7 protein-coding genes are annotated in these 17,275 nt (G+C 43.8%); all 7 read left to right on the top strand.

Annotation, left to right across the window (positions count from 1 at the left end):
- The first annotated feature begins 2 nt into the window (after nucleotides 1-2).
- The 7 genes from KTR06_RS16155 (at nucleotide 3) to KTR06_RS16185 (ending at nucleotide 17,254) form a co-directional block, all read left to right on the top strand.
- Nucleotides 3-620 carry an RloB family protein gene (locus tag KTR06_RS16155; RefSeq protein WP_004325954.1) on the top strand — a complete coding sequence of 206 codons (618 nt, stop codon included), beginning with the start codon at nucleotides 3-5 and terminating at the stop codon, nucleotides 618-620.
- Between the two features lie 124 nt (nucleotides 621-744).
- The gene (locus KTR06_RS16160) at nucleotides 745-4,044 is read left to right on the top strand and encodes a glycosyl hydrolase (RefSeq protein WP_217290564.1); all 3,300 of its coding nucleotides are present in this window, start codon (nucleotides 745-747) and stop codon (nucleotides 4,042-4,044) included.
- Between the two features lie 116 nt (nucleotides 4,045-4,160).
- The gene (locus KTR06_RS16165) at nucleotides 4,161-5,594 is read left to right on the top strand and encodes a sialate O-acetylesterase (protein WP_217290565.1); all 1,434 of its coding nucleotides are present in this window, start codon (nucleotides 4,161-4,163) and stop codon (nucleotides 5,592-5,594) included.
- A gap of 33 nt (nucleotides 5,595-5,627) precedes the next feature.
- Nucleotides 5,628-7,979, top strand: a complete 2,352-nt coding sequence (locus KTR06_RS16170; protein WP_217290566.1) for a DUF5703 domain-containing protein — start codon at nucleotides 5,628-5,630, stop codon at nucleotides 7,977-7,979.
- A 312-nt stretch (nucleotides 7,980-8,291) separates the two neighbouring features.
- Entirely contained in the window at nucleotides 8,292-10,946 is a 2,655-nt protein-coding gene (locus tag KTR06_RS16175; RefSeq protein WP_217290567.1) for a glycoside hydrolase family 2 protein, read from the top strand.
- 136 nt (nucleotides 10,947-11,082) lie between these two features.
- Nucleotides 11,083-15,513, top strand: coding sequence for a two-component regulator propeller domain-containing protein (locus tag KTR06_RS16180; RefSeq protein ID WP_368660604.1), 4,431 nt, complete (start codon nucleotides 11,083-11,085; stop codon nucleotides 15,511-15,513).
- A 58-nt stretch (nucleotides 15,514-15,571) separates the two neighbouring features.
- Nucleotides 15,572-17,254 carry a polysaccharide lyase gene (locus tag KTR06_RS16185; RefSeq protein ID WP_008775700.1) on the top strand — a complete coding sequence of 561 codons (1,683 nt, stop codon included), beginning with the start codon at nucleotides 15,572-15,574 and terminating at the stop codon, nucleotides 17,252-17,254.
- Nucleotides 17,255-17,275: the final 21 nt, after the last annotated feature.

A 17,275-nucleotide genomic window follows, 5' to 3' on the forward strand; every position in this document is an offset into this window, starting at 1 on the left:
GTATGGCACGCGAAAAAAGAATAAAAGAAATTCGGAAATCTTATGCGATTATCGGTGAAGGAATCACAGAGTTTTTCTATTTTGATGGATTTCGTAATGTTGAAAAGGACTTATTGAAGAAGTTCAATGTTACCCTAAAACCTGATAAACCCAAACATCCTGACTACAGTGATATCATAACGAAAGCTCAATCGCTATTAGCGAAAGAATTTGATGTCGTTTTTTGCTTGATTGATATGGATTATATCAATGCTGATAATGTACGTAAACAAGCCTATGATAAAGAGAAGTCATCATGCATCAAGGCATACAAAAATGAGATTTATTTCATAGAAAGTAATCCTGCCTTTGAATTTTGGCTATTATTACACTTTGTCTTTACCGACCGGCAGTTTCGTAACTGTGACGAAGTAATTACAGAGTTGAAAAAGAATGGTCGTCTTGAAAAGTACGAAAAAAGCATTGAGTATTTTTCAAAGAACAACTTATATCTCCAACTCAAAGAAAAGCTAGAATCTGCCATAAATCATGCACGTAGCATCTCCATTGATATAAACAATCCGCACACTTCATATTCAAGGGTATTTGAAGTGTTTGAAGAACTATTACAGAAGAGATAGATAAACTATCGTTTCAATTCTATCAGACAAATTAAATAGCTTAATTTAATTTGAGTCAGGAAAATACAGTGAGTACAAAACAGAATGTTTTTCGTCTTATCTATAAGTAAAAATATAGACTGGAATGAAAAGCCGACTGAAACAACGAATATTTGCACTTTCTCTATTAGCATGGACAGCCGTATGCCCTGCCGATGCACAGCAAACACGCTCGCTTCGCGATCAATTCTTAAGTCCTTCCGATGAAGCAAAACCCTGGACTTTTTGGTATTGGATGTATGGTGCCGTGTCTAAAGAAGGGATTACAGCCGATTTGGAGGCAATGAAACGTGCCGGATTAGGAGGTACTTATCTGATGCCGATTAAAGGTATTCATGAAGGCGCCCAATACGATGGCAAGGCGCAGCAGCTAACTCCCGAATGGTGGGAGATGGTGCGTTTCAGCATGGAAGAAGCAGATCGTTTGGGACTGAAATTGGGAATGCACATCTGTGATGGTTTCGCATTGGCGGGAGGCCCTTGGATTACTCCTGAAGAATCTATGCAGAAAGTGGTTTGGAGCGATACGATTGTAAACGGAGGAAAGTTGATGGCTATTTGCTTGCCACAACCGGAAGCCTATGAAAACTATTATGAAGATATTGCATTATTCGCTTTGCCGGTAAAAGACGCAGCGGACGAGATGCAGGCAAAAATTACCTGTGTCAATCTAGCCACGACAGGAAATATAAAAGCACCTCAAACAGTGAATATGGATGCGGCGGGAGTGATCCGTTCTTCATATCCCTGCTATATCCAGTATGAATACGAACAACCCTTCACTTGTCGGAATATTGAAATCGTTTTAAATGGTAATAATTATCAGGCACACCGCTTGAAAGTAATGGCCAGTGATGATGGAGTGAATTATCGTTTGGTTAAGCAGTTGGTCCCTGCCCGTCAGGGATGGCAGAATACGGATGAGAATTCAACTCATAGTATTCCTCCGACTACCGCCCGTTTCTTCCGTTTCTACTGGACTCCTGAAGGGAGCGAACCGGGAAGTGAAGATATGGATGCTGCCAAATGGAAGCCCAATCTGAAAATAAAAGAATTACGCCTGCATCGGGAAGCCCGTCTGAACCAGTGGGAAGGAAAAGCCGGACTGGTATGGCGTGTTGCTCAAGCGACTAAAGAAGAGGAAGTCGGGGAACAGGATTGCTATTCACTTTCACAAGTCATCAATCTGACAGAGCAATATACCGGTCATTTGAATGGAAAAACATTGACCGCCACTCTCCCCAAAGGAAAATGGAAATTACTTCGCATGGGACATACAGCTACCGGGCATACCAATGCGACAGCGGGAGGTGGAAAAGGATTGGAATGTGATAAGTTTAACCCGAAAACGGTACGGAAGCAATTCGATAACTGGTTTGCGCAGGCATTTGTAAAGACCAATCCCGAAATAGCTCGTCGCGTACTGAAATATATGCATGTCGACAGTTGGGAATGTGGCAGCCAAAACTGGAATAAACGTTTCGCTATTGAATTTCAGAAACGTCGTGGCTACGATTTGATGCCTTATCTACCTCTATTGGCAGGTATTCCGATGGAAAGTGTCGAACAAAGTGAAAAGATTCTGCGAGACGTACGTACTACCATATCAGAACTCGTCGTAGATGTGTTCTATCAGGTATTGGCGGACTGTGCGAAAGAATATGATTGCCAATTCTCGGCAGAATGTGTAGCTCCGACGATGGTAAGCGATGGTCTACTACATTATCAAAAAGTAGATCTTCCGATGGGTGAATTTTGGTTGAACAGTCCCACACATGACAAACCGAATGATATGCTCGATGCTATTAGCGGAGCGCATATCTACGGAAAGAATATTATTCAGGCTGAAGGATTCACCGAAGTGCGTGGCACGTGGGATGAATACCCCGGAATGTTGAAAGCCTTGTTGGATCGTAATTATGCATTAGGAATCAACCGTCTTTTCTACCATGTATATGTACATAATCCCTGGCTGGACCGCAAACCCGGCATGACATTGGATGGCATCGGACTTTTCTTCCAACGGGATCAGACCTGGTGGGATAAAGGGGCAAAAGCCTTTTCCGAATATGCTACCCGTTGCCAGTCGTTGTTGCAATATGGGCATCCGGTAACAGACATCGCAGTCTTTACAGGTGAAGAAGTTCCGAGGCGTTCGATATTACCGGAACGATTAGTTCCCTCTCTGCCGGGAATCTTCGGTGCGGAACGAGTGGAAAGTGAACGCATCCGTCTGGCCAATGAGGGACAGCCTTTACGTGTACGTCCGGTAGGTGTTACCCATTCAGCTAACATGGCTGATCCGGAGAAATGGGTGAATCCGCTTCGTGGATATGCATATGATAGTTTTAATAAAGATGCAATCCTTCGTTTGGCGAAAGCAGAAAATGGACGAATAACGTTGCCGGGTGGAGCAAGTTATAAAGTATTGGTACTGCCTCTTTCGCGTCCAATGAATCCCAAACCTGTATTGTCATCGGAAGTGCAGAAGAAAATCAATGAACTAAAAGAAGCTGGCATTTTGGTTCCTTCTTTACCATATACAGAAGAAGATTTTTCCGTGTATGGCTTGGAACGTGACATGATTGTGCCGGAAGATATTGCCTGGACGCATCGTCGTGGCGAACTTGGTGAACTCTATTTCGTCGCCAACCAAAAGGACGAAACACGCACGTTTACTGCAAGTATGCGTATTAACGGTAAGAAACCGGAATGTTGGAACCCGGTGACGGGTGAGATGAATATTCATCCTTCCTATCGTATCAACGGAAACCGGACGGAAGTTACTCTCACATTGGCTCCTAACGAGTCCGTATTCATCGTATATCCTGCGGAGGGAGTACATGAAGGCTATGGAGAATCCTCTCTCCAACTGCAAAAGGAGAAAAAAGATACAGCCAAAGAGCCTTTAAACATAGCGTTGGAAGCAAAGGAATATACTATAACTTTTGCAGCTAACAAAAAAACGCTCACACGAAAAAAACTCTTCGACTGGAGCCAAGAATCGGACGAACAGATACGTTATTATTCGGGGACAGCGACCTATAAAACCACTTTTCGCTGGAAAAATAAACCGAATAAAGACCAACAGATTTATCTGAATCTGGGAACAGTTTATAATTTGGCAACTGTTCGTGTGAATGGTGTAGATTGTGGCACAATCTGGACAGCTCCTTATCGTGCAGATATTACAGGTGCCTTGAAAAAAGGAATTAATGAGCTTGAAATAGAGGTTACAAATACATGGGCGAATGCACTGGCAGGAGCTGATGAAGGAAAAGCGCCGTTTGATGGCATTTGGACTAATGCAAAATATCGCAGGGCAGAGAAAACGCTGCTTCCGGCAGGATTACTCGGACCTTTGAGTTTTTCTACCACAGAATAAAATAGATTTTTAAGGCACGGATTACGCGGATTACACGGTTTATGAGAATCGTATTACATAAAGTAACAGCGCAATCCATGTAATCCGTGCCCAATTCATTATAATATAGCTAAAGTATGAAAAGTTCAATTATTAAAACAGGTGCAATGTTGGCAGGTTTTCTGCTTGCTGCCTGCCTGTCAACACACGCAGAAGTAAAGCTACCGGCTATTTTTTCTGATGGCATGGTGATGCAGCAACAGACCAATGCAAACCTTTGGGGGACGGCGACTCCTTATAAAAAAGTAACAGTGACCACTAGTTGGAATGGAAAACAATATGCAGCAACAGCAGATAAAAATGGGGCATGGAAACTGACAGTAGCTACTCCCGAAGCTGGAGGCCCTTATACTGTGACCTTTGATGATGGAACCCAAAAGACACTGAATAATATTCTGATAGGCGAACTTTGGCTTTGTTCCGGACAAAGTAATATGGAAATGCCGATGAAAGGCTTCAAAAACCAACCGGTAGAAAATGCCAATATGGACATTCTTCACAGCAAGAATCCGCAAATCCGTCTGTTTACGGTGAAACGTACTTCTACATTCACTCCGCAGAATGACGTTATCGGTTCCTGGAAAGAAGCCAATCCGGTTAGTGTCCGTGAATTCAGTGCAACAGCCTATTATTTCGGGAGACTGGTAAATGAAATATTAGATGTTCCGGTTGGGTTAGTTGTAGCAGCCTGGGGTGGTTCCGCCTGTGAAGCATGGATGACAGCAGACTGGCTGAAAGCCTTCCCGGAAGCGAAGATTCCTCAAACAGAAGCCGACATAAAATCTAAAAACCGTACTCCGACCGTGCTTTATAACGGTATGTTACATCCGTTAATCGGTATGACCATGAAAGGAGTGATTTGGTATCAGGGTGAAGATAACTGGAATCGTGCCCATACGTATGCTGATATGTTTACCCGATTGATTAACGGTTGGCGTGCCGAATGGAAACAGGGAGATTTTCCTTTCTATTATTGCCAGATAGCTCCGTATGATTACGGGATTATTACCGAAAAAGGAAAGGAAGTGATAAATTCGGCATATCTCCGGGAGGCACAGGCAAAAGTTGAACATCGTGTAGCTAACAGCGGTATGGCTGTATTACTGGATGCAGGAATGAAAAAAGGTATTCATCCCGCAAAGAAACAGGTTGCAGGTGAACGTCTGGCACTTCTGGCTTTAACTAAAACGTATGGAGTGGAAGGCGTGAATGGCGAAAGTCCTTATTATAAAAGCATTGAAATAAAGAACGATACCGTAGTTGTCAGTTTCGAACGTGCCAATATGTGGATCAGCGGCAAGAACTGTTTCGAATCGAAAAACTTTCAGGTAGCTGGCGAAGATAAAGCTTTTTATCCGGCTAAAGCATGGATAGAACGTAGTAAGATGCTGGTGAAAAGCGATAAAGTACCGCACCCGGTAGCTGTTCGATATTGTTTTGAAAACTATGTGGAAGGAGATGTATATTGTGACGGATTGCCTTTAGGGTCTTTTCGTTCGGATGATTGGTAATCGTAAATAGACAAGGTAAAATATGAAAAATATATGAAGAGATTTTATCTGATTATAACCATACTGTTTGTTGGCGTGTCGGCTCTTTGGAGTCAGCATGCCAATGTCATTTGGAATACTCCCAGTCGTAATTCTTCTGAATCTATGCCCTGTGGCGGTGGAGATATCGGGATGAATATATGGGTAGAAGACGGTGATGTTATGTTCTATGTGAGCCGTAGCGGCACATTCGACGAAAAAAACTGCCAGTTAAAACAAGGGCGTGTACGTCTCCGCCTGTCGCCCAATCCTTTCAAAGACGCTAAAGATTTTCGTCAGGAGTTGAAGCTGAAAGACGGATATGTAGAAATCGCGGCAGGAAACACACAGATACAATTTTGGGTAGATGTTTTTCATCCGATTATACATGTAGAGGTAACAAATGCACAACCGTTGCAGACTGAAGTCTTTTATGAAAATTGGCGCTATCAGGAACGACCTGTCAGAAAAGGAGAGGGGCAACAGTGTTCCTACAAATGGGCTCCCCCGAAAGGTACTGTGACGGAGGCCGACTTTATTTCTTTAGACAAAATTACTGATTCAACAGGAAAGGCTGAAACAAATAGGACTTCAATAAAGAGGAACCAACTTCTGTTTTATCATCGCAATCCCGAACAGACCGTTTTTGATGTAGTTGTAGCTCAACAAGGAATGAACGAAGTCAAATCTCAAATGATGAATCCTTTGAAAAACTTGACTTTCGGAGGAACTCTTTTTGGCGAAAACTTAGAATTTGCAGGCACTGCGGATGATGTATATGCCGGCACAGACTATCGTGCCTGGAAGTTTCGTTCTTCCAAAGCAGCCCGGAAAGAACATATCTGTATTGTGTTACATACAGACCAGACAGAAACAATAGAAGAATGGGAGCAGGGACTACAAACTGCTTTACAAAGAATAGTCCCCAAAGGCAAAGTTTCATCGAAAACTATCATACAGGATAAAAAACAGACACGTTCGTGGTGGAATTCCTTTTGGCAACGCAGTTTTATCGAAGCAGAAGGGGAAGCAAAAGAAATAACTAGAAACTACACCCTTTTCCGCTATATGCTGGGATGTAATGCTTATGGCAGCGTACCGACTAAATTCAATGGCGGACTATTTACCTTTGATCCTTGCCATGTCGATGAAAAACAATCTTTTACTCCCGACTACCGGAAATGGGGAGGTGGTACGATGACTGCACAGAATCAACGTTTAGTATACTGGCCGATGCTGAAAAGCGGAGACTTTGATATGATGCCTTCCCAGTTTGATTTTTATAACCGCATGTTGAAAAATGCAGAACTGCGAAGCCGTATATATTGGCAACATGATGGAGCCTGCTTTAGCGAGCAGATCGAAAATTTCGGTTTGCCGAACCCCGCAGAATATGGTTTCAAACGACCGGACTGGTTTGACAAAGGATTGGAATATAATGCCTGGCTGGAATATGAATGGGATACGGTTCTTGAATTCTGCCAAATGATATTGGAAACAAAGAACTATGCAAATGCTGATATTACCCCTTATTTACCTCTGATCGAAAGTTCGCTGACATTCTTCGACGAACATTACCGGCAACTAGCTTCCCGCCGGGGACGGAAAGCGTTGGATGGCAACGGACATCTGATTCTTTTCCCGGGTTCTGCTTGTGAGACATATAAGATGACCAATAACGCAAGCAGCACCATCGCCGCCCTGAAAGTGGTATTAGAAACATACGGAAAGAAAGAGGAGATGCTAAAAGCAATACCTCCGATTCCATTGCGATACATAGAAATAAAAGATACGTTGAATCCGACTATTGCTCCGGTCTTGAAGCAAACAATTTCGCCCGCCGTAAGTTGGGAACGAATTAATAATGTTGAAACGCCACAACTTTATCCAGTGTTTCCATGGCGTATTTATGGAGTAGGAAAGGAGGATCTGGATATAGCCCGTAATACCTACTTTTATGACCCGGATGCCATCAAGTTCCGTTCGCATACCGGATGGAAACAAGATAATATATGGGCTGCCTGTTTAGGCCTGACCGAAGAAGCAAAGAAACTATCTTTAGCCAAATTATCGAATGGACCGCATCGTTTCCCCGCATTTTGGGGACCGGGATATGATTGGACACCCGATCACAACTGGGGAGGTAGCGGCATGATAGGACTTCAGGAAATGCTATTGCAAACCAATGGAGAACAAATACTCCTTTTCCCGGCATGGCCGAAAGAATGGAACGTACATTTCAAACTTCATGCTCCGGGCGAAACAACAGTAGAAGCCACTCTCAAAAACGGAAAAGTGACGGACTTGAAAGTTTTACCGGAAAGTAGAAAAAAGGATATTGTTATAATGATTGAAAAGGAAAAATGATAATTTTGCGGAGTGCCCTGAAAGGGCTTAATTATATAGCGTAGGGCAACGCCCTACGTAAAAACGACAATCTGAATTTGCGCCCTGAAAGGGCATAATTGTATACGGTTCCGCCCTTTCAGGGCTTGTGGCTGGTGTGTTTTTTTCGTAGGGCGTTGCCCTACGCTATATAATTAAGCCCTTTCAGGGCATCCCAATAAATATATAATTGTAAGGCTTTCAGCCTAACCGATAAATTCTCATTTAACTGCAAAATTCCCATTTTAACCGATAAATTCCCATTTAACGAATGAAATATATAAATAAAGAATTATGAATAAAAGACCATTTATCATCTTATCAGCTTTTCTGTTGCTATTTTCCTTGATAGAAAAAGGGCAGGCTACAGAAACTTACCGTCCCGAGACATCGGTTGCCGGATTCATCCAGCTTCCCGGTAGCGGGCGACAAGTCTATAATTTCAATCCGGGATGGCGCTTTTTCAGAGGCGATGTCCGGGGAGCAGAAGCGGTAAACTTCGATGACCGTTCCTGGAATGTCGTTTCCACCCCTCATACCGTAGAGTTGATGCCGGCCGAAGGAAGTGGATGCCGCAATTATCAGGGACCGGCTTGGTACCGTAAACACTTTGTCCTCCCCGCCGAAACAAAAGGGAAACGGGTAGTGCTTCATTTTGAAGCAGCTATGGGCAAACAGATTCTTTATCTGAATGGTAAACGCATCCAGGAACATCTGGGAGGTTATCTGCCTTTTACTTTAGACTTGACCGCCAATGGCGTACAAGCCGGAGACTCCTGTCTGCTCGCTGTTTTCACGGACAACAGTGATGACAAATCCTATCCTCCCGGAAAACGTCAATATACATTAGACTTTGCTTATCATGGTGGCATTTATCGTGATGTATGGATGATTGCCAAATCTCCGGTAGCTATTACTGACGCTATTGATTCACAAATCGTTGGCGGTGGAGGTGTATTCGTTCATTTTGATAAGATCAGTAAAAAGAGTGCGCAGGTATATGTAAACACCGAAGTTCAGAATGACGACGCCCGTTCCGAGTCAGTCACTGTAGAAACGACTTTGACAGACGCGGATGGAAAAGTAATCAAACGCAGTTCAGGAAAACTTTCTTTAAAGCCAGGAGAGAAAAAATCCATCCGTCAACAGATGGAAGTAAAGAATCCTACTCTTTGGTCACCGGATACACCTTATTTATATAGGGTACAATCACGTATTAAAAAAGGAAATAAATCCATTGACGGAGGCATTACCCGTGTCGGTATTCGTCTGGCAGAATTCCGTGGTAAAGACGGATTCTGGCTGAATGGCAAACCTTTCGGGCAACTGGTAGGAGCCAATCGCCATCAGGATTTTGCATACGTAGGCAATGCTTTGCCGAACTCACAGCAATGGCGTGACGCCAAACGTCTGCGTGATGCCGGATGTACCATTATTAGGGTAGCCCACTATCCCCAAGACCCTGCCTTTATGGATGCCTGTGACGAGCTCGGTTTGTTCGTGATTGTCGCTACTCCGGGATGGCAGTACTGGAACAAAGACCCGAAATTCGGGGAGTTGGTTCATCAGAATACCCGCGAAATGATTCGTCGTGACCGTAATCACCCTTCCGTATTGATGTGGGAACCCATCTTGAATGAAACCCGCTATCCGCTCGATTTTGCCTTGAAAGCTCTTGAGATTACCAAAGAAGAATATCCCTATCCGGGACGTCCGGTAGCTGCTGCCGATGTCCATTCGGCCGGAGTGAAAGAGCATTATGACGTTGTTTATGGCTGGCCGGGTGATGATGAAAAGGAAGACAAGCCAGAGCAATGTATCTTTACCCGTGAATTCGGGGAGAATGTAGACGACTGGTATGCTCACAACAATAATAACCGTGCCAGCCGCAGTTGGGGAGAACGCCCGTTACTGGTACAGGCTATGTCCTTGGCAAAGAGCTATGACGAGATGTACCGCACGACCGGTTTATTTATCGGTGGCGCCCAATGGCATCCGTTCGACCATCAGCGTGGTTACCATCCGGATCCTTATTGGGGCGGTATTTATGATGCTTTCCGTCAGAAGAAATATGCGTATGAAGTATTTCGCAGCCAGTCGCCGGCCAGCCTCCAACACCCATTGACAGAATGTGGCCCGATGATATTCATTGCTCATGAAATGTCACAGTTCTCCGATAAGGACGTAGTTGTATTCACAAACTGTGATTCAGTCCGCCTTTCTATTTATGATGGAACGAAAACCTGGACGAAACCGGTGGTTCATGCCAAAGGGCACATGCCGAATGCTCCCGTTATATTCGAGAATGTCTGGGACTTTTGGGAAGCACGCGGATATAGCTATACTCAAAAAAACTGGCAAAAAGTGAACATGGTTGCCGAAGGAATCATCGACGGAAAAGTGGTATGCACTCAAAAGAAAATGCCTTCCCGACGTTCCACCAAACTACGTCTTTATGTAGATACTCAAAAAGTGAACCTGATAGCTGATGGCTCCGACTTTATCGTCGTAGTTGCTGAAGTAACCGATGATAGTGGAAATGTGCGCCGTCTGGCAAAAGAGAATATCGTTTTCACGGTAGAAGGTGAAGGAGAAATCATCGGAGATGCTACTATTGGCGCTAATCCCCGTGCGGTGGAGTTCGGCTCTGCTCCGGTGTTGATTCGTTCTACCCGGAAAGCCGGAAAAATAAAGGTGAAAGCCCGCGTACAGTTTGAGGGCACTCAAGCTCCGACAGCTACTGAAATAGAACTGGAAAGCGTTCCTGCAGAATTTCCTTTCTGCTATGAGGAACAGACTTATGAAATACAAAGGACAACACCGTCCACTCTCAATGTAAACCCGAGCAAAGAATCATCTGAAGGAAAAGTGCAACTGACAGAAGAAGAACGCCAACGAGTGTTGGATGAAGTAGAACGTCAACAGACTGAATTTGGAACTGAAAAATAGTACGATAAAGTGATTAGCAGGTTAGTGATTAGTGATTAGCGGGGTGACCTGCCAACTTGTTTTTTATATGTTACTAAAGCACTATTCAAAAAAAAAGACTATCTTTGAGTACGTTTAATTCCAATTATAGCCATCAATGAGAAAACGGAATATTCTAATACTATTACTATCCATGATAGGCATGTATGCTTTTGCCTATCCAAATATGATTGTAGAACACTACACGGCTGAACGTGGTTTGCCTAATAATATCGTAAACTGTACATTAAAAGGACAAGACGGATTTATCTGGTTTGGTACCTGGTATGGACTATGTAGCTTTGACGGAAGTAAATTCCGTTCCTACGATAATCATGACGGCTTTTATTCCACAGATATTCCGCCGCGTAAAATTCAGCGTATCGTAGAAGATAAGAATGGTTTTCTGTGGATTAAAACTATCGACCGTAAACTCTATCTGTTCGATAAACGGCATGAGAGCTTTCATGCCGTCTACGACGATGTGAAAGAATATTCCGAAAACATTCAGATTATCAAAATTCAGACGACCGAAGAGGGCGACGTGTTGTTGCTGACAAAAGATAAAAGTCTTTTGCGTGCGTACACCGACAAGGAAGGTAAAATAACGATGAAACAATTGCATGATTCGCGTCCTAACGTGAACGTGTACGACATGCGTCTGAAACACAACATATTCTGCGAAACAGCCGAATTTATCAATTGGATCGGTATGGATTATCAGATTCTGTCCCTACGGAAAGGGGAAGCGCTGAAAGACAAACCTGCCGACTTTATACAGAAAAAAGTATCTGCTAACCCCGATCAGTTTACTTGTGCCTCCTATAATTCTAAATTTTTATGGTTGGGAGACAAGAAAGGCCACATTTATAGCATTGATCCGCAAAACGGAGTGGTCAACCGTTACGAGATACCGGAAATCAAACAGCCGGTTTCTAATTTGCTGGTAACGGAATCCGGTCTGATGTACATTACCACCAACGAAGGAGCATACGAGTACAATATCGGCTACAAACAGTTGACCAAGCTCCCCTTTACCATCCCCGAAAAGGACAATGGAATTATATTCTATGATAAATATGATAAGGTATGGTTTCAGGAGGGTAACCAGGCATTGACCTATTATGATCCCCTGAACAGGAGCCATCACCGTTTTACATTCCCCAATCAGAACGCAATCGGCAATTTTGAAATGCAGGATGCCGGCGAACAAGGCATGTTCTTTATGACTCCGGGAGGAGAAATTCTTCTATTCGACAGGGAGAAACTGGAAATGACCCGTATCAACCAATTGAAGCCTTTCTCCGACGATCTTCCCAATCAGCTTTTCTTCTATCTTCTGCTGGATAAAGATGGCATCCTTTGGCTGGCATCTACGAGCAGCGGAGTATACAGGCTTAATTTCCCCAAGAAGCAATTCCAACTGCTGACAGAAGTTTCTCCATCTCCAGTGGTGCCCGAAAGATCGACTTCCTGGAATCAGGGAATACGTGCTCTCTTCCAGGCGCAAAATGGGGATATTTGGGTAGGAACCCGCTGGCAAGCTCTGTATCGCCTGGATCGTAACGGACAAGTGAAACAAATCTTCTCGGATAAGAACTATCTGCTGGGAGCCGTATATCATATTATGGAAGACAAAGACGGTAATCTTTGGTTTTCCACCAAGGGAAACGGGCTTGTCAAAGCCGAACCGGACATGAATTCACCGCACGGGTTGCGTTTTACCCGTTATATCAATGACCCCAAGAATCCGAATTCTATCAGTAACAACGATGTGTACTTTACCTATCAGGACAGCCAGGGACGCATTTGGGTAGGATTACTGGGAGGAGGTCTGAATCTAATTTCCGAAGAGAACGGAGCAATTACCTTTATACATAAATACAATGGCTTGAAACAATATCCTGCATACGGTCTTTATATGGAGGTACGTACCATGACGGAAGATGAAGACGGACGTATTTGGGTAGGAACAATGGATGGCCTGATGTCTTTCGACGGACATTTCACTACCCCCGAACAGATCCAGTTTGAAACGTACCGCCAGGTCAGCGAAAATTCAAACGTAGCGGATAATGATATTTATGTACTCTACAAAGATACTGATTCGCAAATCTGGGTAAGTGTATTCGGAGGCGGTTTGAATAGATTAGTCCGCTATGATAAAGAAAAGCGTGAGCCGATTTTCAAATCATACGGCATACGCGAAGGAATGAATAACGATGTAGTCAAGTCCATCGTAGAAGATAAAAACGGTAACTTGTGGTTTACAACGGAAATTGGCTTGTCTTGCTTCAATAAAGCTACCGAACAGTTTCGTAACTACGACAAATACGACGGTTTCCTGAATGTGGAATTGGAAGAGGGTAGTGCCCTCCGTACCTTGAATGGAGATTTGTGGATTGGTACCCGGCAGGGAATCCTGACATTCTCTCCCGACAAACTGGAAACATTGCATACGAACTACGATACACGTATTGTTGACTTTAAAGTTTCCAACCGCGATCTGCGTAGTTTCCGCGAATGTCCGATTCTGAAAGAATCCATCACATACGCCAAAGCAATCGAACTGAACTACAATCAATCCATGTTCACGATTGAATTTGCCGCATTGAATTTCTATAATCAGAACCGGGTATCTTACCGATATATACTCGAAGGATATGAAAAAGAATGGCATTATAACGGAAAGAATCGTATCGCTTCTTATACCAACGTACCTCCCGGAGACTATACATTCCGTGTAGAAACCGTAGATGAAGCCAATCCGGAGCTGGTTTCCAACTGTACCTTGGCTATTACTATCCTTCCACCGTGGTGGTTGAGCTGGTGGGCAACCCTTATTTATGTAATTCTAGGTTTGGCAGCTCTCTATTTCAGCCTGCGCCTGGCTTTCTTCATGCTCAAAATGAAGAATGATATTTATATTGAGCAGAAGGTATCAGAGATGAAAATCAAGTTCTTTACCAATATCTCCCATGAATTGCGCACTCCTTTGACATTGATAAAAGGTCCGATACAGGAACTAAGAGAACGCGAAAAGCTCTCTCCGAAAGGATTGCAATATGTGGATCTGATGGAGAAGAACACCAATCAGATGCTGCAATTAGTGAATCAGATCCTTGATTTCCGGAAGATTCAGAACGGCAAGATGCGTTTGCATGTGTCATTAATTGATTTTAATGAGATGATAGCTTCTTTCCAAAAAGAATTCCGGGTACTTTCCGAAGAAAACGAGATCAGTTTTACTTTCCAGTTGCCGGATGAACCGATTATGGTATGGGCGGACAAGGAAAAAATGAGCATTGTTATCCGCAACATCATATCCAACGCATTCAAATTCACTCATTCCGGAGGAAGTATTTATATAACTACCGGATTGACAGACGACGGTAAACGTTGTTATGTACGGGTGGAAGATAACGGAGTAGGTATTCCACAAAATAAACTGACCGAGATTTTTGAACGCTTCTCGCAAGGAGAGAACGCGAAAAACTCCTATTATCAGGGCACTGGTATCGGATTGGCACTTTCAAAAGAGATCGTCAATCTGCATCACGGACAGATTCGTGCCGAAAGTCCCGAAGGACAAGGAGCGGTGTTTATTGTAGAACTCCTGATGGATAAGGAACATTACCGCCCGTCGGAAGTAGACTTCTATGTGGGAGATACGGAGACAGCCCCTGTTTCGGTAGAACAAGATCCTGTTGCAAATGCCATATCCGAAGACGGTACGGAAGAAGAACCGGAAATCGACGCTTCATTACCGACCCTTCTGTTGGTGGAAGATAACAAAGACCTTTGCCAGTTGATAAAGCTTCAGTTGGAAGACAAGTTCAATATCCATATTGCCAATAACGGAGTGGAAGGTTTGAAGAAAGTACATCTGTATCATCCGGATATTGTGGTAACTGATCAGATGATGCCCGAAATGGATGGGCTTGAAATGTTGCAATCCATCCGCAAAGATTTCCAAATCAGTCATATCCCTGTCATTATCCTGACTGCGAAGAATGATGAAGGCGCCAAGACCAAAGCGATCACTTTAGGGGCGAACGCCTACATCACCAAACCTTTCAGTAAGGAATATCTGTTGGCACGTATCGACCAGTTGCTTGCCGAACGGAAACTGTTCCGTGAACGAATCCGTCAGCAAATGGAAAACCAGACGACAACCGAAGAAGACAGCTACGAACAATTTCTGGTAAAGAAAGACGTACAGTTCCTCGAAAAGATACATCAGGTCATTGAAGAAAATATGGATGACAGTGACTTTAACATTGACACCATAGCATCCGGTATCGGATTGAGCCGTTCGGCATTCTTTAAGAAACTGAAGAGTCTTACTGGCCTGGCACCCGTCGACCTGGTAAAAGAGATTCGTTTGAATAAATCTATCGAACTGATTAAAAATACGGATTTAAGTGTTTCCGAAATTGCTTTTGCTGTCGGATTCAAGGATTCGGGATATTATAGTAAGTGTTTCCGGAAAAAATATAATCAGTCCCCTCGCGAATATATGAATGAATGGCGGAAAGGAGAGAGATAACCGATTACAAAATGCTTTCTTAATCGTCCTTTTAGAAACCTAATTAAGATTCGAAAGAATGAACAACATTAAGAAAGTATTATCAGCGTGGATGCTGGTTGCCTGTGTACTACCTGTGGCAGCCCAGTATCCTGTAATTCCGGACTCGGTAAAAGCAAGAGGAGCAAAACAAGAAGCGGAGTTTGAACGGAAATCGGATGCGGCATGGGAAAAAGCTTTGCCGACAGTGTTAGAAGAAGCAAAGAAAGGTCGTCCCTATAAGCCTTGGGCCTCCAAACCCGAAGATTTGATAAAAAGTAATATCCCGGCTTTCCCCGGCGCGGAAGGCGGAGGTATGTATACTCCCGGTGGTCGTGGAGGTAAAGTGATCGTGGTCACTTCGCTGGAAGATTCCGGCCCCGGAACATTGCGCGAAGCCTGCGAAACGGGAGGTGCACGTATTATTGTATTCAATGTAGCGGGAGTGATTCGTTTGAAAAGCCCGATTAGTGTACGTGCCCCTTATGTAACGATTGCCGGACAAACGGCTCCCGGAGATGGTATCTGCGTCACCGGACAATCTTTCCTGATCGATACACACGATGTCGTGATTCGTCACATGCGCTTCCGCCGCGGTGCGCAGGACGTAGCTTTCCGTGATGATGCAGTAGGAGGGAATGCGGTTGGAAATATTATGGTAGACCATTGCTCCGCCAGTTGGGGATTGGATGAAAATATGTCTATCTACCGTCATGTATACAACAGAGGGGCAGACGGACACGGGCTGAAACTTCCGACGGTAAACATTACCATCCAGAATTCTATTTTCTCTGAAGCATTGGATACCTACAACCATGCTTTCGGTGCAACCATCGGTGGGCATAACAGTATGTTCTGCCGTAATCTCTTTGCTTCCAACATCAGCCGGAACAGTTCGGTAGGTATGGACGGCGACTTTAACTTCGTCAATAATGTTGTTTTCAACTGGTGGAACCGTTCCGTAGACGGAGGCGATCACAACAGTTTCTACAATATGATAAACAACTATTTCAAACCCGGTCCGATCACTCCAATAGGTAAACCGATTTCTTATCGTATTCTCAAACCGGAAGCAGGACGTGACAAAAACAGACCACTTTCATTCGGAAAAGCATACGTAAACGGAAATATTATCCATGGCAATGCCAAAGTTACAAAAGATAACTGGGACGGAGGCGTACAACTTAAAGAAGAGGTGGACGCCGCAAAGTTTTTGCCGCTAATTAAATCGGACGAGGCTTTCAAAATGCCACCGGTAACTGTAATGGATACCAAAAAAGCTTATACCTTTGTATTAGATAATGTAGGAGCTAATTTTCCGAAACGTGACGCAGTAGATGCACGTGTCATTAAGACCGTACAAACAGGAAAGGCCATTTATGCGAAAGATGCACCGGAGTTTGTCTCTCCTTACGTGAAGAGACGGTTACCGGCTGATTCTTACAAGCAAGGTATCATCACAGATATTCGTCAGGTAGGCGGACTGCCCGAATATAAAGGTGAAGCGGTAGTAGACTCGGACGGCGACGGTATGCCGGATATTTGGGAAATTGCCAACGGATTGAATCCGAATGACCCGACCGACGCCAACATGGACTGCAACGGTGACGGATATACCAATATTGAAAAATACATCAATGGTATAGACACCAGAAAGAAAGTGGACTGGACAGACTTGAAGAACAATTACGATACATTGTCTAAACGGAAAAGTCTGTTGTAACCGGATGAAAAGAGATTAAAG

The sequence above is a fragment of the Bacteroides sp. MSK.20.12 genome, assembly GCF_019052435.1.
Taxonomy (GTDB): Bacteria; Bacteroidota; Bacteroidia; order Bacteroidales; family Bacteroidaceae; genus Bacteroides; species Bacteroides xylanisolvens.

Excerpts from the sequence above, each read along its gene's own strand:
- KTR06_RS16155 (WP_004325954.1), top strand. The coding sequence starts at position 3 with ATGGCACGCGAAAAAAGAATAAAAGAAATTCGGAAATCTTATGCGATT.
- KTR06_RS16160 (WP_217290564.1), top strand. The coding sequence starts at position 745 with ATGAAAAGCCGACTGAAACAACGAATATTTGCACTTTCTCTATTAGCA.
- KTR06_RS16165 (WP_217290565.1), top strand. The coding sequence starts at position 4,161 with ATGAAAAGTTCAATTATTAAAACAGGTGCAATGTTGGCAGGTTTTCTG.
- KTR06_RS16170 (WP_217290566.1), top strand. The coding sequence starts at position 5,628 with ATGAAGAGATTTTATCTGATTATAACCATACTGTTTGTTGGCGTGTCG.
- KTR06_RS16175 (WP_217290567.1), top strand. The coding sequence starts at position 8,292 with ATGAATAAAAGACCATTTATCATCTTATCAGCTTTTCTGTTGCTATTT.
- KTR06_RS16180 (WP_368660604.1), top strand. The coding sequence starts at position 11,083 with ATGAGAAAACGGAATATTCTAATACTATTACTATCCATGATAGGCATG.
- KTR06_RS16185 (WP_008775700.1), top strand. The coding sequence starts at position 15,572 with ATGAACAACATTAAGAAAGTATTATCAGCGTGGATGCTGGTTGCCTGT.